Source organism: Paenibacillus curdlanolyticus YK9 (assembly GCF_000179615.1).
In the GTDB taxonomy this organism is placed as follows: Bacteria; Bacillota; Bacilli; order Paenibacillales; family Paenibacillaceae; genus Paenibacillus_T; species Paenibacillus_T curdlanolyticus.
This window is the reverse complement of sequence record NZ_AEDD01000007.1, coordinates 1-20,360: the sequence shown is the minus strand read 5'-3', so window position 1 is coordinate 20,360 and position 20,360 is coordinate 1. Positions and strand designations below refer to the sequence as shown.

Sequence of the window (20,360 nt, the reverse complement as noted above, 5' to 3'; positions counted from 1 at the left end):
ATAAGATATTGTATGATTACATATCATAAAATTATAAGATGGAATGTCGGTTCGAATCAAGTCTTATACAAAATGCATGAATGGACAGCGACTTTATCGATATTTGTCGATGTTGAAGGGAGTTAAGTTCGGTGACACAACTAGCAATAGATGTACGCGATCTAAGAAAACAGTTCAAGGTACAGAACAATCGTACAGGGCTTGGCGGTGCTATTCGCGACCTGTTCAAGCGCGAATACCGCGAGGTTGCGGCGGTAAAGGACATCACGTTCCAAATTCCGCATGGCGAGATTTGCGGCTATATCGGCGAGAATGGCGCGGGCAAGTCGACCACGATCAAAATGCTGACCGGCATTCTTGTTCCGACTTCAGGCATGCTGCGCGTTAATGGATATGTTCCGCATAAGGAACGCGAGAAATTCGTCAAGGAAATCGGGGTCGTATTCGGCCAGCGCTCGCAGCTATGGTGGGATATCGGCGTCATTGAGTCTTTCCAGCTGCTCCGCAAGGTGTATCGCGTGCCTGAGGCGGATTTCCGCAAGCGGCTGGATGAGCTGGTTGAACGGCTGCAGCTCGGCGAACTGCTGAATCGTCCGGTGCGCAAGCTTAGCTTAGGCCAGCGGATGCGCTGCGAGCTCGTGGCATCGCTGCTGCATAACCCGTCGATTCTGTTCTTGGACGAGCCGACGATCGGTCTTGATATCATTGTAAAAACGGAAATTCGCGAGTTCCTGAAGGAAATGAATCGCGAGCATGGCACGACGATCCTGCTGACGACGCATGACCTGCAAGATATTGAAGCGTTATGCTCCCGCGTCATCATGCTGGATGATGGCCGAATTATTTATGATGGCGGATTGGAAGAGCTCAAGACGCGATGGAGCAAGGGACGGGAGATCAAGTTCCAATTCGGTTCGGCGATCAGCCTTGATCGGCTGCGGGACATGACAGAGGGGCTGGGCGTGACGTGGACGATGGACAACGACGTTGAAGCGGGCATGTGGTTGCCGCATGCGGTTAACGTGTCCGATGCGCTGGCGCGTGTCGTAGGCTCGTCCGCGGATATCCGCGACATCAAGATTAACGAAACGAATACGGATGAGATCGTTCGCGAAATTTATCAGTCGGGCAGCGCGGAAACGAAGGCCGCTACGGCTGCTGCGCTGGAAGCGCCAGCTGACACGGAAGAGAAGGAGTCGACGCGGCCATGATGAGCGCGTATATCGATTTTATCCGCATACGATTTCTGATGATGCTGGCTTATCGGGTCAACTATTATAGCGGCATCGTGATCTATGCGATCAACATTGGCGCGTATTACTTCCTATGGGAGGCCATCTATGGCGATCAGAAGACGCTGGCCGGGTTTACCATTTCGCAGATGACGACGTACGTCGCCGTCTCCTGGATGGCGCGGGCGTTTTATTTTAACAACTTGGATCGTGAGATCGCGAATGAAATCAGGGACGGCAGCGTAGCGATTCAGCTCATCAGGCCCTATTCCTATCTTGCGGTCAAAATGATGCAGGGCTTCGGCGAAGGCATCTTCCGCCTATTCCTGTTCATGGCGCCGGGCATGGTCATCGTCTGCCTGCTGTTCCCGGTGAGGCTGCCGACCGATCCAGCCGTATGGGGCATTTATCTTGTGATGCTGCTGTTCGCTTTCTTAATTAATACGCAGATCAATATGCTAACGGGCTTGTTCGCGTTCTTCGTCGAAAATAACGAGGGCATGATGCGCATGAAGCGCGTCATCGTCGACTTGTTCTCGGGCGTCGTCGTGCCGATCGCGTTCTTCCCGGGATGGCTGTCGGTTACGATGAAATGGCTGCCGTTCCAAGCGATTACGTATTTGCCGAGCTCGGTATTCACGGGGCGTACGCCGCTGTCGGAGGCTGGGCAGGTGCTAGGCCTGCAGGCGATCTGGTTCGTCGTGCTGCTCGTGCCGATGGCGCTCACATGGCGCGCAGCGCGTAATCGGCTGTTCGTGCAAGGAGGTTAATGCAGCGATGCTATATTTGTCATTATTTTGGGAATATCTCAAAAACTACGCCAAAACAAAGCTCACCTATCGCGCCGATTTCTGGATTGAAGTGCTGTCGGATTTGATGTTCCAAGGGCTGAACCTGATCTTTATTCTGATTGTGTTCCAGCATACGCCGTCGCTCGGGGGCTGGTCGGAATCAGAGGTTGTGTTCGTTTACGGATTTTTCATGGTGCCCTATGGCATCTTCGGGACGTTTTTCAGTCTATGGAACTTCGGCGACCGTTATATTGCCAAAGGCGAAATGGACCGCATTTTGACGCGGCCGGCCCATAACCTGTTCCAAGTTACGCTTGAAAATATGGACCCGCCGGCGCTCATTGGCTCCCTCGTCGGGGTAATCATCATGGCGATCAGCTGGGGCGAGCTCGGGCTTGCGTTCGATTGGGTGCAAATTCCGATGATGGTATTGCTTATACTCGGAGCCGTACTGATCTATGCAGGCATGTACACGGCGCTCACGGCGATTTCGTTCTACTCGGATGCGCCGACGGGCATTTTGCCGCTCATGTACAACATCCAGAATTACGGGCGTTACCCGATCAACATCTACAACAAGATCATTCGTTTCGTGCTCACATGGGTGCTGCCATTCGCGTTTGTCGGCGTCATCCCGGCATCGTATTTCCTCGAGCGCAAAGGGGACGATATCTCGTCGCTGGCGCTTCTGACGCCAGTCGTCGGCGTGATCGCTTTTGCGATTGGGCTTACGGTGTGGAACCGCGGCGTGAAGCGGTATCGGGGGGCAGGCTCGTAGAGGTGTGCCGCGCTTGCTGCGCTGCAAACATAGAATAAAGAAGGAAGCCTCCAGCCACTGCATGTCAGTGATGCTGGAGGCTTTCGTTGTAAGTATAGGGCAGATTTATCTGCCCTATTAGGTGTGGAAGCGTGCGAGCGTGCGAATAGGGAATAAAAACCTGCCCTATTGAGTGTGAAAGCGTACAAGCGTGCGAATAGGGAATAAAAACCTGCCCTATTGGGTGTGAAAGCGTGCGAGCGTGCGAATAGGGAATAAAAACCTGCCCTATTGAGTGTGAAAGCGTGCAAGTGTGCGAATAGGGAATAAAAACCTGCCCTATTGAGTGTGAAAGCGTGCGAGCGTGCGAATAGGGAATAAAAACCTGCCCTATTGGGCGTGAAAGCGTGCAAGTGTGCGGATAGGGAATAAAAACCTGCCCTATTGAGTGTGAAAGCGTACAAGCGTGCGGATAGGGAATAAAAACCTGCCCTATTAGGTGTGGAAGCATGCGAGCGTGCGAATAGGGAATAAAAACCTGCCCTATTGGGCGTGAAAGCATGCAAGCGTGCGAATAGGGAATAAAAACCTGCCCTATTAGGTGTGGAAGCATGCGAGCGTGCGAATAGGGAATAAAAACCTGCCCTATTAGGTGTGGAAGCATGCAAGCGTGCGAATAGGGAATAAAAACCTGCCCTATTGGGCGTGAAAGCGACCGAGCGCCCCGCCCTTACTCCGGTGCAACCCCGTTCCAGAACAAATCGACCATCGCTTTGGCGAGCTCGGGGGTCGATTGGAACAGGTCGGCGGGGTGGCGGCGGTTGCCGAGCATGAGGAGAGCGCTAAGCGTGTGCGACAGCAGCAGCGGGTTCGCGGGGCGAATTTGACCAGCGGCTATCGCTTGGCGGAAGTAATGCGCGAGCACATCGTGAATCGCTTCCTCAGCTGCGCGGATGCGCGCCAGCTGCTCCTCGGACAGATGGGGCACAGCATCGCGCATCATGGACTCAAAATCCATGTGAGGCGTCGACATCTTGATTAGCGCCAGCTTTTCGAGTCCGCTGCGAATATCTGCCGCTTGCTCAAGCAGCTTCTCGGTATTGACTCGCGAAACCGTGAGCATCCAAATGAGCGATTCCGTGAATAACACAGCCTTATTTGCAAAATGGTAATAAAGCGATGCTTTCGTTACATTGCATAGCTGCGCAATTTGGTTCAGTGAAATCGGCTCGTAGCCGTGCTCCATAAACAGCTTGGAGGCCGTTCGTATGATCGTATCGTTCGTAGGGGCGCTCTGGTCAGCGCGTTTGGGTCTGCCTAGCGATTTAGCCGATTTGGCTGTACGCGGTGGGGTCATGATGAACACCTTCTATATGAGATAGTTATGAAATGAAATGTTTGAAATTTAGACATTGATTAATTAACCGTACGGTATATATAATTATGTTGGCTATCATTATTATACAACCGTTACCCGATCGTAGCACGTACCATTGTAGTATCGTTCCCGCGATATGGCAATTGTAAGCGCACAGGTTTATCCGATGGATGAACACACCGGGAGCGGCAGAGGAGAGAGCGATCATGGACGTGAATAAAGGGCTAGGCCGTTATGTAACTGGCAAAAGAGGCCGTTGGGTTACGCTGCTCGTATGGCTGGCCATCGCGGTTGTCCTTACGCTGGCGTTGCCAGCTGTGGGAGATCAAGAGAACAACAACGCGGCGAACTTGAGCGACGCCAAGCCATCCGTACAGGCTGCTGCGATTGCGGATAAAGAGTTTCCAAGCGGCAGCAGCGTGCCTGCGCTATTAGTGCTGCATCGGGAGGGGAGCCTACAGCCTGCTGACTTAGAAAAGCTCCAGCAGCTGACGGCTCAGTGGGAGGCGAATCCGCTGCCGTACCAAACGAGCATCCCGCCGCTGCATAAGCTGCCGATGCCTGCGCTTCAGCAGCAGTTATCCAAGGATGGCAGCACCATTGTAACGCCGGTCCTTTTTAGCAAAGAGGCTGACACGGATCAGTTGAAGGAAAGCCTCGATCGCTTGCGCGCAGATATGAACAAAACGTTCAATGGCGACCTGTTTGACCCATCAGCTCGTGGAGCTGAGGATGCCATCAGCGCACGTATAACCGGACCTGTAGGCATTCAAGTCGATGCAACCGGTCTGTTCAAAAATGCGGACGTTTCGCTGCTTCTGGCGACGGTCCTGCTCGTTCTCATTATTTTGCTCTTCATTTATCGCTCGCCTGTGCTGGCGTTCATTCCATTAATCGCAGTCGGCTTCGCCTATATGGTCGTCGGGCCGATTCTCGGCTGGATGGCGCGAGAAGGCTGGATAACGGTTGACTCGCAAGGCATTTCGATTATGACTGTACTATTATTCGGAGCTGGAACGGATTACTGCCTCTTCTTAATCTCACGCTTCCGTCAGCTGCTTAGCACGGAGAGGGATAAAGGCAAAGCATTACGGCTTGCCATATTCGGATCATCCGGCGCCATCGCCATGAGCGGACTTACTGTCGTGCTGTCGCTGCTATCGCTGCTGCTAGCGCAATACGGCGCGTACCATCGCTTTGCTGTGCCGTTCAGCTTGTCGATTCTCATCATGGCGGTTGCGAGCCTTACGCTCGTACCAGCGCTGCTGGCGATCATCGGCCGGGCTTCTTTCTATCCATTCGTGCCGCGCACGCCGGAGATGATCGCAGAGCGCGCTCGTAAGAAAGGCAAAGCGGCTCCTCCCGCGAAGCCAACACGTCAAGGCTTTACTGGCCGAATTGTCGTTCGGCGCCCTTGGACGGTTGTGATCACGACGCTTATCGTACTCGGAACGCTTGCAGGATTTTCGTCGCGAATTGAAGTGACGTATGATATTTTGTCTTCCTTCCCGAAAGACATGGAGTCGCGTGAAGGCTTCGCCCTTATAGGCGAGCAGTTCTCCCCGGGCGAGCTTGCGCCGGTGCAGGTCATCGTCGATACGAAAGGCGAGGCCATCGATCTCAAAAGCCAGCTCTCGAAGCTGCCGTACGTCGCGCAAGTATCGGAGCCGCAGCAAGGCCAGCACGATCCGAACATCATTGCTGTCGACGTGTCATTGACGATGAACCCTTATTCGCTAGAAGCGATGGAGCTGATTCCTCAGCTTCGCGAGAAGGCGCAGTCGGCGCTGCATGCAGCGGGCGATGACGCTAAGGATCGCGTTTGGATCGGCGGACAGACGGCGGACCAATACGATACCAAGGAAGCGGGCGACCGCGATACGTCGATTATTATCCCTGTCGTCATCGGGCTTATTACGCTGCTGCTGCTCGGTTACCTGCGCTCCGTCGTAGCGACCGCCTATTTGATCGGCACCGTCATTCTCTCTTACTTCTCGGCGCTGGGTCTCGGCTGGCTTATCATTCATTACGGGCTAGGCGCGGACGCCATTGCGGGTTCGATACCGCTTTATTCGTTCGTATTCCTCGTCGCGCTGGGCGAAGATTACAACATTTTTATGATTTCGAGTATTTGGGACAAAAGAAAACGGATGCCGCTTCGCCGCGCGATCAGCGAAGGCGTGAGCGAGACTGGGTCGGTCATCACGTCCGCGGGCGTGATTCTGGCAGGCACGTTCGCTGTGTTGGCTTCGCTACCGATCCAGGTGCTCGTCCAATTCGGGATCGTGACGGCCGTTGGCGTCCTGCTCGATACGTTTATCGTGCGACCGTTCCTCGTGCCTGCGATAACGGCGCTGCTGGGCCGTGCGGCATTTTGGCCAGGCAAGCATGTGGAGATAGCTGAAGCGGAAGAGCCGTTGGCATCGCGTCAGGCCTAACACGGAATAATTGATAGCTCTCCCTGCGGCTTATAGAGGCTGCGAGGGAGGGCTTTTTGACGTATAATGTAGAAACAGGAATAAAGGAGTGCGGAGGGAGAGACCAGAAATGGCGACAAAGAAGCAATCAACAGCCGAAGTGGGCAAGCCGGCGCCGGCGTTTACATTGGAAGGCTCGGGCGGCAAGCCGGTTTCGCTCGGCGATTATATCGGAAAAAAGGTTATTCTGTTTTTCTATCCGAAGGATATGACAACGGCGTGCACGCAGGAGGCTTGCGATTTCCGCGATGCGCATGTTGCGCTGAAGGGGCGTAATACGGTCATTCTAGGCATCAGCATGGACGATACGGCGCGGCATGGTAAATTTATCGCCAAGTACGATTTGCCGTACGAGCTGCTGACGGATGCCGAGCATGCCGTATGCGAGCTGTACGGCGTCTGGCAGCTAAAGAAGCTGTATGGCCGTGAATATATGGGGATCGTTCGTTCCACGTTCCTGATTGACGAGCAGGGCGTGCTCGTGCAGGAGTGGCGCAACTTGAAGGTTAAAGGGCATGTAGACAACGTCGTTGCCGCGATTGCGGCAGCCGAGTCGGCCAAGGTGTAACGCATATTTGAAGCATAGGAAAGAAAGCCCGAACAATCATTCTTCGCGACGAGGCGGAAGGCTGGTTGTTCGGGCTTTTTTGATTAGACGGGTAGGCGTAATGCACTAAATCGATAACGGGCTATGAAGCGTATCTGACTTCTCCAGCTGCAGCGTTGCATGCTCCAAGCCATATTCGTCAGCGAGCTGCTTCAGCGCTTCCTGCAGCACCAGCTGGCAGTCCTGATGCTCATCGATCAGCAGATGGGCGCTTAAGGCGGGCAAGCCGGACGTAATGGTCCAAATGTGCAAATCATGCACGTCGCGCACGCCTTCGATCGCGAGCAGCGTTTGCTTCACGTCATCGCAGGCAATGCCTTCTGGCGAGCCCTCCATCAAGATGTGAATGACGGACTTCAGGATGCCCCATGCGCCGCGCAGAATGAGAAGCGCAACGAGTACGCTAACGAGCGGGTCAGCCCAGTTCCAGCCGAATGCGGTGACGAGCAGCCCGGCGACGATTGCGCCGACAGAGCCTAATGCATCGCCAAGGATGTGCAGGTAAGCCGAGCGAACGTTCAAGTTATGCTCGACATCGCCTTGGCGATGAAGCGACCATGCGCTGATCAGGTTGGCAAGCAGCCCGACGGAGGCGATCAGCATCATTGGCAGCCCGGCGACTTGCGGCGGAGCTCCGAGGCGATGGTACGCTTCGACGGCGATCAGGACGGCGATGACGAACAGGGTCAACGCATTGAAGAGCGCCGCTAATATTTCGAAGCGATGGAATCCGTATGTTTTGGCCGCGGTCGCAGGCCTCGCCGCGAACCAGAAGGCGACGAGGCTTAGCGCGATGGCGGCTGTATCGCTCAGCATGTGGCCGGAGTCGCTGAGCAGCGCCAAGCTGCTGGTCAACAGCCCGCCGACGAATTCCAGCACCATAATGCCGCCCGTAATGCCAAGCGCGATGGCGAGCCCGCGGCGATTGCCTTGTCCGTGCGAATGGCCATGATGCGAGTGCCCGTGCGAGTGTCCGTGATGGTGATGGGCGTGACCATGGTCGTGCGAATGAGCGTGAGCCTGTTTCGAGCGTCCCTGTTTTTGGACATTCCCATGATTATGCTCGTGTCCTTCATGTGCATGCTCGTGGTTGTGCTCATCGTGCGCATGACCATGCGTGCAAGCGTGGCCGCTATGCGAGTCATGGCTGTGGCCGTGCTGTCCCTCGTCGATTGCATCGCCGCGTTCATGCGACTCTGTATGCTGGTCGTTGTTTCTTTTTGTACGATTTGCGTTAGCTTGCGTCGGATTGTTGTGGTTATGGCTCATGATTGGTACCCCCTCAACTAACATATGAATAAGTGCTCATATATTAGCTTTATTGTAGCAGTACGATGTCATTCCTACAAGCCTATTTTACGGTTATAATAGGGAAAGGTGGTGACGTGACCGATGGACAAGCATGAAATAACAGATGAGGGCGGAAGCCCGGAAATCGTGCTTCAGGTGAAGGACGGGCTGCTTGACGACCGGTCGGCTGCGTCCATGTCGGAGCTGTTTAAGGCGCTTGGAGACCCGACGCGGATCAAAATCATTCATGCGCTGCTCCAACATGAGCTTAATGTGCATGATTTGACGGTCGTGCTCGGGATGGGGCAGTCAGCTGTATCGCATCAATTGCGGTATTTGCGCAACCTGCGGATCGTGAAGCGCCGGAAAGAAGGCAAGACCGTCTATTATTCATTAGACGATAACCATATCGAGCAGTTGTTCGTTCTGACCCTTCAGCATCTTGAACACGACTAGATCTAGTATAGGCAATTGTATGCGCGAGATGTGTCGTCCGTGATGTTAACAGTGGCAGGACGTGTATGATTTTGTAGGAAGCTGCGTTTATTTGAAAAAGTCGAGGGAGGCTTTCATGCCTGCGTTCGGCTTTTTTTGTGCGCTGTTTTTCATACTTGTTTGCATGAAGCGTTATGAAAAACAGCCTGTTTTTTCATGTAAATAGCCTTCCCCATCATTCGACATTTCTCTCTAGCAGCGTTCGGATATGTGCAGAAAAGTCAGACAAAACCGCTAGCCCTTGCCCTGATTGGGCTCGTCCTCTGTCAAGCACTTTTTGTTGCCAAATGCAGGCCGTCGACCATTGACACGCACAATATATAGTTATATCATTGTCTCAGTCATCCTACATATTGATTTAATAGAGTTAGGGACATGAACGGAACGCTAGATCTGGAGGGGCTAAAACATGCTAGTTGTCTACGATTCGAGGACGGGTAACGTCCGCCGCTTTGTCGAAAAATTGAATATGAAATCACTCTCAATCGAGAATGATGGAGACATGATGGTGGAGGAGCCTTTCGTGCTCGTTACGTTTACAACAGGGTTCGGACAAGTGCCGGATCGCGTGGAGAAATTCCTCGGCCGCAATGCTAGCAAGCTTAAAGGCGTATCGGCAAGCGGCAATCGCAACTGGGGCGATGCATTCGCTCGCAGTGCAGACGATATTTCCAAACGGTACAACGTGCCGGTTATCCATAAATTCGAGCTGTCCGGCACCGGACGGGACGTCGATCAATTTCAGCAAGGAGTGAATAAGCTTGCGGCATATTGAGCTCAATAATGAACTGATGCAGCGCGGCGAGGACGGATTTTTCCGATTAGAGAAAGATCAAGAGGCGGTAACTGCATTCATGGAAGAGGTCGCTGCGAAGAGCATGCGCTTCAATAGCTTCACCGAGCAAGTCACTTATATGATTCAAAACGACTTCTACGAAGACGTGTACGCACGATATACGCCGGAGCAGGTAGAAGAGATCTTCGCTTCGACGCACGGCTTTAACTTCCAATTCTCCTCGTACATGGCCGCATCGAAGTTCTATACGGACTACGCCATGAAGAGCGACGATCGTACGGTCTATATGGAGAAATATCCGGATCGCGTAGCTATGGTTGCCCTGCATCTAGGCGAAGGCGACTTCGACAAAGCGAAACGATTGGCTGTTTCCATGATGGAGCAGCGGGTACAGCCGGCAACGCCGACGTTCCTGAACGCAGGCAAAAGTCGCCGCGGCGAAATGGTTTCCTGCTTCCTGCTGGAGATGGATGACTCGCTGAACTCGATCAACTACGTGCTCGGAACGTGCATGCAGCTGTCCAAAATCGGCGGCGGCGTTGCCGTCAATCTGTCCAAGCTTCGCGGACGGGGCGAGCCGATCAAAGGCGTTGAAGGCGCGGCCAAAGGCATCATGCCGGTGCTGAAGCTGATGGAGGATGCGTTCTCCTACGCGGACCAAATGGGCCAACGCAAAGGCTCGGGCGCAGGCTATTACAACATTTTCGGCTGGGACGTCATGGAGTTCCTCGATAGCAAGAAAATCAACGCCGATGAGAAGACACGCCTGAAGACGTTGTCGATCGGCCTCATCGTACCGAACAAGTTCTACGAGTTGGCAGCGCAAAATAAACCGCTCGTCGTGTTCGGACCGCATTCCATCCATAAAGCATACGGCGTCCACATGGACGACATGGATCTGGACGAAATGTACGACACGCTGCTCGCTGACGAGCGCGTGAAGAAGAAATCGATCATGAGCGCGCGGGAAATGCTCGTGAAAATCGCGATGATTCAGCTCGAATCGGGCTATCCATATATTATGAACCGCAGCAACGCCAACAAGGATCATGCGCTCAAGGGCATCGGCGCGATCAAGATGTCGAACCTGTGCACGGAGATCTTCCAGCTGCAGGAGACGTCGGAGATCAACGATTACGGCCAATCCGATGTGATCCGCCGCGACATTAGCTGTAATTTGGCATCGATGAACATTGTAAATGTCATGGATCTTGGCAAGATTAAAGAATCCGTGCATGAAGGCATCGAAGGCTTGACATCCGTCAGCGACATGGCGCAGATCGCAAACGCACCGGGCATTCGCAAAGCGAACGAGGAATTGCATTCCGTCGGCCTTGGCGCAATGAACCTGAACGGTTATCTGGCGAAGAATAAAATCGCTTATGAGAGCGAAGAGGCGCGTGATTTTGCCCGTACGTTCTTCATGATGATGAACTTCTACTCGCTGGAGAAGAGCATGCACATCGCCCGCGACCGCGGCGAAACGTTCAAAGGATTCGAGCAATCCGAGTATGCGAATGGCAACTATTTCGACCGCTACCTGTCGACGGATTTCCGTCCACAGACAGCTCGCGCGCTTGAGCTGTTCGGCGAGATGCACATTCCGTCTCCGGATGACTGGGCTGAGCTGAAGGCGCAAGTGATGAAGCATGGCGTATATCACGCTTATCGTTTGGCAATCGCGCCGACGCAAAGCATCTCGTATATTCAAAATGCGACGTCGAGCGTTATGCCGGTCGTTGAGCACATCGAGACGCGCACGTACGCGAACTCGACGACGTACTATCCAATGCCTTATCTGGCGCAGGATAACTACTTCTTCTACAAATCGGCGTATCAGATGGACCAATTCAAAGTGATCGACATGATCGCTGAGATTTCTCAGCATATTGACCAAGGAATTTCGACGGTTCTGCACGTAAACAGCGATGTTACGACGCGCGAGCTGTCCCGTTACTACATTTATGCTGCCAAAAAAGGGCTTAAATCGCTCTACTACACGCGGACAAACCGCTTAAGCGTAGAGGAGTGCATCAGCTGCGCCGTATAAGGCGAGCTGATGCGACTTCTACCTATATAGATTCGAGAGGGACGGATGAACGATGGCGATGGAAGCTGTAAACTGGAACCGACCGGACGATGATTTCACATTGACGTTCTGGAACCAGAACATTATGCAATTTTGGACGGACGAAGAGATCCCGCTTTCCGATGACAAAATGTCTTGGATCGAGCTAAGCGACGCGCAGCGCGAGTTATATATGAAGGTGCTCGGCGGCTTGACGCTGCTCGATACGATTCAAGGCGGCGTCGGCATTCCGAAGATTGTCGAGCATGTTGACGGGCTGCAGCGCAAAGCGGTGTTGTCGTTCATGGGCATGATGGAGCAAATCCACGCCAAGTCGTACAGCAGCATCTTCACGACGCTGGCATCCACCGAAGAGATCGACGGCGTGTTCGCATGGGTGAAAACGCAGCCACAGCTTCAGAACAAAGCAGAGTGGATCTCGGTTTACTATAATAACATCACGACGCCGAAGAGCTTGTACCTCGCGCTTGCAGCATCCGTGCTGCTGGAAAGCTACTTGTTCTACAGCGGCTTCTTCTATCCGCTCTTCTTGGCTGGCCAAGGCAAAATGACGAGCAGCGGCGAGATCATCGACCTGATCCTGCGCGACGAGAGCATCCACGGCCTGTACGTTGGCGTGCTGGCGCAAGAGGTGTACCGCGACCTGACGCCGGAAGAACGCGGAGAAGCGGACACGGAGCTGCGCGAGCTGATCGATCGCCTGCATGCGAACGAGGAAGTGTATACGAAGGAGCTTTACAGCGGCGTTGGCCTGGCAGACGAAGTGCTGACCTACGTTCGTTACAACTGCAACAAGGGACTTATGAACCTTGGATTGGACCCGATTTTCCCGGAAGAGGAAATCAACCCAATCGTGTTTAACGGCATCAGCACGCGGACGAAGCAGCATGACTTCTTCTCGAAGAAGGGCAACGGCTATGTGCGTACGCTGAACGTAGAGACGCTGCGCGACGAGGATTTCGATTTTTAAATAGAAAAGTAGAAGAGAAGAGCAGAACCGCCGCTTGCGGGTCTGCTCTTTTTTTGCATGATCAAATGCGTGCCGGGCCGGCTGTTGAACGTGACGTACCATTGCTGACAGCGTACCGTTGATTGCTGCGCAAGTTGCACGTGACGCAACATGGGACGTAGCTTAAGTAGAACGTCATACACCGGTGATGGGGCTACGTAATGTTGATCGCCGAGTACGTTGATTGATACACAACATTGATCGCTGTGCACGTTATGCGATTGCATTTTGTGCAATGAGACAAGCTCAAAGCAGTTGCTCAACGCCCCGCCATTGCAGTTCATACAACGGGAGAGTGGAGCTCAGCACGATTCAGTGTGTCAAAACGTTCATTTACGGGTTTTTCATTGTACAGATTGCAATGGCAAGGAGAAATACCAAGTATCGAGTAGTTGTCATTGTAGAGAATGCAATGATGAACAAGTTTAGGGTGGAGCGAACATTTTCTATTTAATAGATTGTCATTTGCTAGAGTTGTCTCTCATATACTCTATCAACCGGGCGGACAAGACCGGAATGAAGGGTGAGGTGGACGGGTATGATTCGTCGTCGGATCGTGAGAGCTGTGTATGCAATGGTGATTGCAGTGAGTGCGGCGGCATTCAGCGGATGGTTTGTCGATCAAGGGGAAGCGTCGGGCGAGCTTGGCGGGAGCGAGGGGGAGCAAGTCTATCTTAGCGCTCCAGCGGCAACGGCTAATGGTAACGATGCTTATGTCCTTGGATCAGCAAATACAGCGAGTACAGCGAATGCAGCGAATGTGGCAGATATCAAGGCAGCGAGCGATAGCGTAGAGCCAATTGCGATTGACGAAGCAGCGCGAACGACGACGAATTCATCCGATAGAAATAGCGGGAGCAAGATTAGCGCAGTGACCGTTAGCGTTAAGGCGGTGGGCGGAACAGTGGTGGAGCCGCCGCAGCAGGCGCAGCCCGCGGATAAAACGGTCTATTTGACGTTCGATGACGGACCGAGCAAGCTGACGGGGCAAGTGCTCGATATTTTGAAAAAGAACGGCATTCACGCGACCTTCTTCGTGCTCGGCGAGCAGGTGGAAGCCCATCCGGAGCTGTTGAAGCGCATCGTGGCGGAAGGGCATACGGTCGGCAACCATACGTACGACCATGTGTATAAGGAGCTGTACAGCGGATTCGGCGAATTCGCGAAGCAAATCGTCAGGACGGAAACAGCGCTGCAGGAAGCGGCAGGCATTCGTACGAAGCTGGTGCGAGCGCCGGGCGGAACGTTCGGCAACTTCGACCAGTCGTATTTTGATGCGATGAAGGGTGCGGGCTACACCTTGTTCGACTGGACGGTCGACAGCGGCGATTCGGTGCGGATTGGCGTCCCGGCATCCGAAATTGTAAGCAACGTTCATCAATCCAAGCTATCCCATGAAACGATCGTCCTGCTGCATGACAGCCAAAGCCATGCGGAGTCGGTCAAAGCGTTGCCGGAAATCATTCACTATTATAAGAGCAAAGGCTATTCGTTCGCTGCGTTATCGGAGCAGGTGAAACCGGTCACGTTCCGCTTGTCGGACAAGCTGAAGTGGAGCCGGCCGAAAGCGACGGCGTCCGATCGCGAGCTAGTTGGACGAGGGATTGTGCAGGAGCACGGCGCTGAGCCGTTCGTATTCTCGGGAGAGCGAGCAGGGGGAGCGGCGGTTGACCAGCAGCTGCTGGAGCTCGTCGTGCTTGCAGGCGAACGCTCCATTGTTTTCGCGCCTGACAGCTTCGCTAAGGCAGGGGATGACTGGCAAGTGCCGCTTCGTAATTTGGTAGAGGGGATCGGGGGAAGCGTAAGCTGGGATGTTGGGCAGCGTGCGGCGCGAGTAACGTTTGCCAATGGCGAGCGATATGAGGTGCGCGCAGACGACAAAGCTGGAATCGAGCTGCGCGGCGGCGTGATGTATGCTCCGTTGCTGGCTGTATTGAAGCAATTTGGCATCGCGACGGAACCGAATGTTTCCTAGCGGATAGGCGAATGCTTCACGATGAAAGGGGAAAAGTTCGGGCTTTAGCAGGTCTATTCGCTCGTATTTTGGGAGAGACTGCTAGATAAAGAGATTTCGAGATGAGATTTCTATCATCTAGCAGGAGGCGGAATAGGGATGACGACCGTAACGAAATACGAGCGTTGGCCGGAGGATGACGGGGGATGGAGCGGGCTCGGGGACTGGCATGAGCCGCCGGAACAGCTGCTCGCACGGATGAGAGATAAGATCGGAACGGTGCTTTTTGGCAAGGAAGAAGTGATTTCGAACGTGCTGGTCGCTTTTCTTGCGGGCGGCCACGTCCTGCTTGAGGATGTGCCAGGCGTTGGCAAAACGATGCTGGCACGGGCATTCGCTGCCGTGATCGGCGGGGAATTCAAGCGAATCCAGCTGACGGCGGATATGCAGCCAGCGGATGTGACGGGCGGTTCCGTATGGGATGGCCGAAACGGATCGTTTCTATTCGTGCCGGGCCCGATTATGGCGAACGTTGTTTTGGCGGATGAGCTGAATCGCACCCCGCCGCGGACGCAGTCCGCCTTGCTTGAGGCGATGGAAGAGCGCTGTGTCACGACCGATGGCGAGAGCCGCAGGCTGCCGGACCCGTTCATGCTCATTGCGACCCAAAATCCATGGGATTATGAAGGCACTTTCGCGTTGCCGGAGGCGCAGACTGACCGTTTCATGATGCGGTTATCCATTGGGTATCCATCGCGCGAGCATGAGACGCGTCTATTAGCCGCGCTCGCAGATAATCGGATGATCGATCCCGCGGCGATGAAGCCGGTCGTAGCAGTAGAGGAATGGCGCCGGATGCAGCGCGAATGCAAGACGGTGCATGTGCATCCGGACTTGCTGCCTTATGCGGTCGCGATTGTGAGCGAGACGCGTTCAGCGGCTGAGCTGGAGGCAGGCGCCAGTCCGAGGGCGTCGCGCGATTGGCTGCGCGCGGCGCAAGCGTGCGCTTATATGGAAGGGCGGCGATTCGTGCTGCCGGACGATCTAATCGCGGTAGCGGAACATGTGCTTGCGCACCGATTAACGCTGCAGCCGTCTTATGCGGCTTCCGGTCACACTGCAGCGAGCGTATTGGCGCGCATTATGCGGGAAACGCCGTTGCCTGCTTCTGTAAGCAGCGGGAGGCGTCGCCGATGAACGGCAAGCAGGGGCTGGGCCAGTTTGGGGAGACGGGGAGTTCAGGTAAACCGAGTAATCCGAGTCCGAGTAAATCTGGTGAATCGGGCATTTCGGGCAAAGCCAGTACTGGCAGCAGCCGTACCGATACAAAAGGACGCGCAGGCATGCCAAACGCAGCAGCGTTGTCGCCGCGCTATCGGACGCGCAGCTTCCTGTGGACGCTCTTCATCAGCGGATGGGCTATTGCGGTTGGAGCAGCTGTGTGGCGCGGGGAAAAGCCAGAGCTGTTCGTCGCGCTCGTATTAACCGGAGTAGGAATGATCGGCTTGCTCCCTGCGTTAGCTGCATCGCTGGCGGGACTAGAGGCAGCCCGAGCATTATCGCAGCCGGAAGGACAGGCGGGCGGGGAGATTACGGTAACGGTCACGCTTCGTTCTCGCATTCCGCTGTCATTGGTCTGGCTATCGTTCCGAGAAACGATTGTGAATGAAAGCGGTGCGAACGAGCGGACCGTCGTCTTTCGTCAAATCATGCTGCCATGGTGGCGCAAAGAATGGACGGTTTCGTACACGGTGAAGGACTTAGAGCGGGGCATTTATCGATTTCTTGATTGCGAGGCGACGATTGGCGATGTGCTGGGGTTAACCGCTGTAAGCAGCAGCTTCGCAGCTCGCAGGCAAACAGGCGGAAAGCTGGCGAAGCCTGCGGCGGGCGATATGCGCAAGCAGGGTGACAAGAGCATGTCTGGCGACAAAAGCTTGACTGGCGGTAAGCGCAAGTCAGGCGATAGGAGTAAAACGCGTAGGAGCAAGCGACAGGACAAGAGTATGAATGGCAGCCAGCTCTCCCAGAGCGCTGATGCGGGGATGACGCTGCTCGTGCTGCCAGAATGGACGGGTCCGGTAGATGCTGTTTCGGCAGGCGGACGGGCGAGTAAGGCCGGCGATGGACGCTACGTTGCGCCATCAGCAGGGGGGCACTCCCGAATGGCTGAGAGCAAGCAGAGAAGAATGGCTGCTGCTTGGCCGCATACGGCGGTTGATCCATCTGGCGCACAGCGGCTTCCCTACCGGCCAGGCGATGATGCCCGGCGCATCGATTGGCGGGCGGCATCACGCGGCGGCATTTGGATGACGAAGCGCGATCGGACCGAATGGCCGCCTGAGCTCGTGCTGCTGTTGGATACATCGGCGGAGGCATATGGGAGCAATGATCGTATTTTTGACTGTGCAGCTGGCTATATGGCGGCGCTCGTTCGCCAAGCAGCGAGAGCGGACAAGCCGTTCCGAATGCTGTGGAGTACGGAAGAAGCGGCAATGCTTCATGGAGCTGCCAATGATCGAGGAGCTATGCGGCAAAAACGAATGTCGGAGGAACGTATCATTTTGGAGCAGCTTGGGCGTGTTCGTCCGTCGAAGGGAGAGGGACGAGCGGATGCTGCGTTAGAGCAACGATTAGCGGATGTGCCTCGCGGCGCTTCCTTGGTTGTCGTTACGGCGGATTGGAAAAATAGCGAGCTTGGCGAGCGAGTGGCTCAGCTTGCATCAACAAGCGGCTTCCGAGTTGAGATTCATGTGTTAACCCCGCAGCGCGTACCATCGATGGGAATGCGGGAGCGAAAGCGCGATTGGGAATGTGCGGGCATTCGCGTCGTTTGGGTATCGCTTCCAGACCCCGCTTCCGAATCAGCTGGGGCTGTAGCGGAAGGCGGTGAGCGGCATGGGTAAACGATGGGCGCAGAAGCGTTCGGATGCAGACGTGCTGCTGCGTTTGCATGACACGGTTCCATTTGGCCAGCGGATGTGGACGAGCCTCTTGTTGTATGGGCTGCTGCTAGAGTGGATATGGCCTTGGACACGCGGCGCTCATGGCGAGGTAATACGATCAGCGCCTCTGCTGCTTGCGGTGTTAGGCTTTACGGTCGGGGAACTGTTCCGGTTTCGCGCGGTGGCGGCATTCGTGTGGAATCTGCTCGTCGTAATGGCGGCTGTTATGCAGCTGTATCGCCCGGAAGGGCAATCGATGCTGAACTGGCTGGTCAACTCCCCCACACGGCTGATTGATCAAATCATCCAGCTGTCCGATGGCGGCATGTGGCTGATGTCGGGCGAGCTTCGCGCATTTATTTTGCTGGCGGGCTGGGCACTGCTTGTTCCGGCGCTTCAATTAATTATATGGGCTAGACAATTTGCGCATGGTTTAGGCATTGTCACGATTGTTTATTTGCTTATGCTGCATGAATGGATCGGCATGGATACGCAGTGGGGGCTTATGCGAGCCGCTTTGGAATGGCTGCTTCTGGCTGCTGCGGTGACGCTTGCGCGCGTCCATCGCGTATATGGGCAGGGGGCGGACCATGGCTATATCGGCTGGTCCGCGGGCTGGCGCTCCTCTTGGGCAGGCGGTGCTGCGATTATTGTGGTGATAGCCGCATGCGCTGCGTTGCTCGGCATTTCCAATCGAACGTGGGCGGACAAACCGGCGAATTGGACGACGGCATGGACGGACCAGTGGAACGGGACGATTCGGCAGTTGGCGGACCGGTACGCTGCACAGACGGCTAATGCGCGGGAGGAGAGCCGTTCGACCGGATATGGGTTCGACGACAGCAAGCTGGGGGCATCGCTCGGAAGCAATGCGTCTGTCCGATTCACGGTTCAGTCCGACAGGGCGATGTATTGGCGCGGGACGAGCAGGTCCGTCTATACGGGTCAGGGCTGGGCGGACAGTCCGATGGCATGGATGAGCATTTCGTTAGGCCAAAAGGCGGGAGAAAGCGCTGCGGGGCATGCCGGTGATGCGGTTCGTGAAGGCAATGCCGCAGGTGAAAGGGGAAGCGATTTCGCTGCGCAGCAGGGAATGACGGAAGCTGAGGAATTGCAGTCCGCTGCCGTCACCCAAACGATCCAGCTGGCAGAGCCGGAAGCGGGACTGCCGCTGTTCATTGGTGGGGCGAATGCGACCATTAAAGAGCTGGTGGCCGATGCGCCTTCCCGCCAGCTGTTCCGGTATTGGCAGGATGCAGCGACAGGAACGTTTTTCCCGCCCGGAGATAATCTAAAAATATCATCCTATACCGTTGAGGCGCAGCCGCCTATTGATGGCGATGCGCTGGGCGAGCGGCTGAAGGCGGTTGAAGCGTTGAAGGGTGCTGGTGCGGATGAGGGTGCGAGTGAAGGGACCAGTGAAAGCGGAAAGGCGAGCGGGAGCGCTAGTGAAAGCAGCAGCGATGGCGGTTCGGGTTCCAGTTCGGAAAGGGCGAACGCTATCGCTGGAGACGCAGTGAGTAAGGGGACCAGCGCTGCTGACGGGAGTGAAGATGAAAGGATCGGCTCGCTAGTCGCGGAGGGGCAGGGCAGTTCAGTGGCTAAGTCTCCGGGTGATCCGGCAGAAATAATCGCCGAGTATACGCAGCTGCCGGACTCGTTGCCGGCGAGGGTAGGCGAGTTGGCGGCGAAGATCATGAAGGACAGCGCTGAAGATACGGCCGACGCGAGCCGATATGCGAAAGTGACAGCGATCGAATCGTATTTGAAAACCCATTATGCTTATACGCTGCAAGGATCGAAGGTTCCGCCAACTGGAGCGGATTTCGTAGACGATTTCTTGTTCGAGCAGCGGCAAGGCTATTGCGTTCATTTTTCAACTGCGATGGTGGTGATGCTTCGCACCCAGGGCATACCCGCGCGTTGGGTAAAAGGGTACGCTCCCGGAGAGCGCACGGTCATGCCTAGCAACAGCGCAGGCGGCGTAACGACTGCCGAAGCTGGCATCGGCGGAGCGGGTTTACTGCTGAGCGGGGGCGACGGGGAAGCGCGGGCTGCGGATGGAGAGATCCATACAAAGCTAAGTGAACGTGTAAGAGGAACTGTGGGCAAAGGTGTAAATGAAAGTTTGCGATTGAGCAACATTTCTTTAGAAAATGCAGCTCTGACGGCTGAGGGGGAGTCTGCTCGCTCTGTCTCGGAGGCTTCGTCAGGCGAAAGATCGACGTTTGTTGTGCGCGATTCGGATGCGCATGCGTGGGTTGAGGTTTATTTTGCGGGAGTGGGCTGGGTATCGTTCGAGCCCACTCCCGGCTTCGCCGGCGCGGCTGCGGCTTCGCTATCCGCAGCCGATGCCGTCGGCATCGCCCCGGGCCAGCACGCTGGGCCCGAGGCGGCAAGCTCGCGCGCTGTGCTGCCTAGCAGCGCGCCTGCATGGGCGAAGGCGGCCGCTGCGCAGGCCGCCGAAGCGATCGCGCGAGTCGGCGACGCACTCGCGCAAGCATGGCGGCAAGCCGCCGGCGGCGCAAGCGCCGGCGGAG

General features: G+C 55.2%; 15 protein-coding genes. 13 read left to right on the top strand and 2 right to left on the bottom strand.

Translation table 11 applies throughout. From position 1 onward, the window contains the following. Positions 1–131 precede the first annotated feature (131 nt). Genes PAECUDRAFT_RS13660 through PAECUDRAFT_RS13650 form a run of 3 tightly spaced genes read left to right on the top strand, consistent with a single transcriptional unit; the run spans position 132 to position 2,801 of the window. A complete protein-coding gene (locus tag PAECUDRAFT_RS13660) occupies positions 132–1,211 on the top strand; it encodes an ABC transporter ATP-binding protein (protein WP_006038686.1) in 1,080 nt (359 codons plus the stop codon). Then, positions 1,208–2,002 carry an ABC transporter permease gene (locus tag PAECUDRAFT_RS13655; RefSeq protein ID WP_006038685.1) on the top strand — a complete coding sequence of 265 codons (795 nt, stop codon included), beginning with the start codon at positions 1,208–1,210 and terminating at the stop codon, positions 2,000–2,002. Before PAECUDRAFT_RS13660 ends, PAECUDRAFT_RS13655 begins: the two co-directional genes overlap by 4 nt. Positions 2,003–2,009: 7 nt before the next feature. Continuing rightward, on the top strand, positions 2,010–2,801 hold the full coding sequence (locus PAECUDRAFT_RS13650) for an ABC transporter permease (protein WP_006038684.1): 792 nt from the start codon (positions 2,010–2,012) through the stop codon (positions 2,799–2,801). 709 nt (positions 2,802–3,510) lie between these two features. Here the strand turns inward: PAECUDRAFT_RS13650 and PAECUDRAFT_RS13645 are convergent. Next, entirely contained in the window at positions 3,511–4,137 is a 627-nt protein-coding gene (locus PAECUDRAFT_RS13645; protein ID WP_006038683.1) for a TetR/AcrR family transcriptional regulator, read from the bottom strand. Between the two features lie 227 nt (positions 4,138–4,364). Here PAECUDRAFT_RS13645 and PAECUDRAFT_RS13640 point away from each other — a divergent pair, with 227 nt between their 5' ends. Together PAECUDRAFT_RS13640 and bcp are read left to right on the top strand one after the other, a co-directional pair. After that, the gene (locus tag PAECUDRAFT_RS13640; protein ID WP_006038682.1) at positions 4,365–6,596 is read left to right on the top strand and encodes an MMPL family transporter; all 2,232 of its coding nucleotides are present in this window, start codon (positions 4,365–4,367) and stop codon (positions 6,594–6,596) included. Positions 6,597–6,705: 109 nt separating this feature from the next. Beyond that, positions 6,706–7,203, top strand: a complete 498-nt coding sequence (gene bcp, locus PAECUDRAFT_RS13635) for a thioredoxin-dependent thiol peroxidase (RefSeq protein ID WP_006038681.1) — start codon at positions 6,706–6,708, stop codon at positions 7,201–7,203. 105 nt (positions 7,204–7,308) lie between these two features. Here bcp and PAECUDRAFT_RS13630 read toward each other — a convergent pair whose 3' ends face one another. Beyond that, positions 7,309–8,511, bottom strand: coding sequence for a cation diffusion facilitator family transporter (locus PAECUDRAFT_RS13630; protein WP_006038680.1), 1,203 nt, complete (start codon positions 8,509–8,511; stop codon positions 7,309–7,311). A 123-nt stretch (positions 8,512–8,634) separates the two neighbouring features. Between PAECUDRAFT_RS13630 and PAECUDRAFT_RS13625 the strand changes: the two genes are divergently transcribed. The 8 genes from PAECUDRAFT_RS13625 to PAECUDRAFT_RS26395 form a co-directional block, all read left to right on the top strand. After that, complete coding sequence (locus PAECUDRAFT_RS13625) at positions 8,635–8,988, top strand: ArsR/SmtB family transcription factor (RefSeq protein WP_006038679.1); 354 nt, start codon at positions 8,635–8,637, stop codon at positions 8,986–8,988. A gap of 448 nt (positions 8,989–9,436) precedes the next feature. Beyond that, the gene (gene nrdI / locus PAECUDRAFT_RS13620) at positions 9,437–9,802 is read left to right on the top strand and encodes a class Ib ribonucleoside-diphosphate reductase assembly flavoprotein NrdI (RefSeq protein ID WP_006038678.1); all 366 of its coding nucleotides are present in this window, start codon (positions 9,437–9,439) and stop codon (positions 9,800–9,802) included. Next, positions 9,789–11,873: a class 1b ribonucleoside-diphosphate reductase subunit alpha gene (gene nrdE, locus PAECUDRAFT_RS13615; protein ID WP_006038677.1), complete on the top strand. Its 2,085-nt coding sequence runs from the start codon at positions 9,789–9,791 to the stop codon at positions 11,871–11,873. The genes nrdI and nrdE overlap by 14 nt, the downstream gene beginning before the upstream one ends. 58 nt (positions 11,874–11,931) lie before the next feature. Continuing rightward, positions 11,932–12,882: a class 1b ribonucleoside-diphosphate reductase subunit beta gene (nrdF, locus tag PAECUDRAFT_RS13610; RefSeq protein ID WP_040712680.1), complete on the top strand. Its 951-nt coding sequence runs from the start codon at positions 11,932–11,934 to the stop codon at positions 12,880–12,882. 577 nt (positions 12,883–13,459) lie between these two features. After that, positions 13,460–14,896, top strand: a complete 1,437-nt coding sequence (locus tag PAECUDRAFT_RS24730) for a polysaccharide deacetylase family protein (RefSeq protein WP_006038675.1) — start codon at positions 13,460–13,462, stop codon at positions 14,894–14,896. Positions 14,897–15,034: 138 nt separating this feature from the next. Next, positions 15,035–16,072, top strand: a complete 1,038-nt coding sequence (locus PAECUDRAFT_RS13600; protein WP_006038674.1) for an AAA family ATPase — start codon at positions 15,035–15,037, stop codon at positions 16,070–16,072. Then, complete coding sequence (locus tag PAECUDRAFT_RS13595) at positions 16,069–17,781, top strand: DUF58 domain-containing protein (RefSeq protein WP_006038673.1); 1,713 nt, start codon at positions 16,069–16,071, stop codon at positions 17,779–17,781. The genes PAECUDRAFT_RS13600 and PAECUDRAFT_RS13595 overlap by 4 nt, the downstream gene beginning before the upstream one ends. Beyond that, a partial coding sequence (locus PAECUDRAFT_RS26395) for a transglutaminase-like domain-containing protein (RefSeq protein ID WP_006038672.1) occupies positions 17,774–20,360 on the top strand: 2,587 nt, incomplete at its 3' end. The genes PAECUDRAFT_RS13595 and PAECUDRAFT_RS26395, both read left to right, overlap by 8 nt.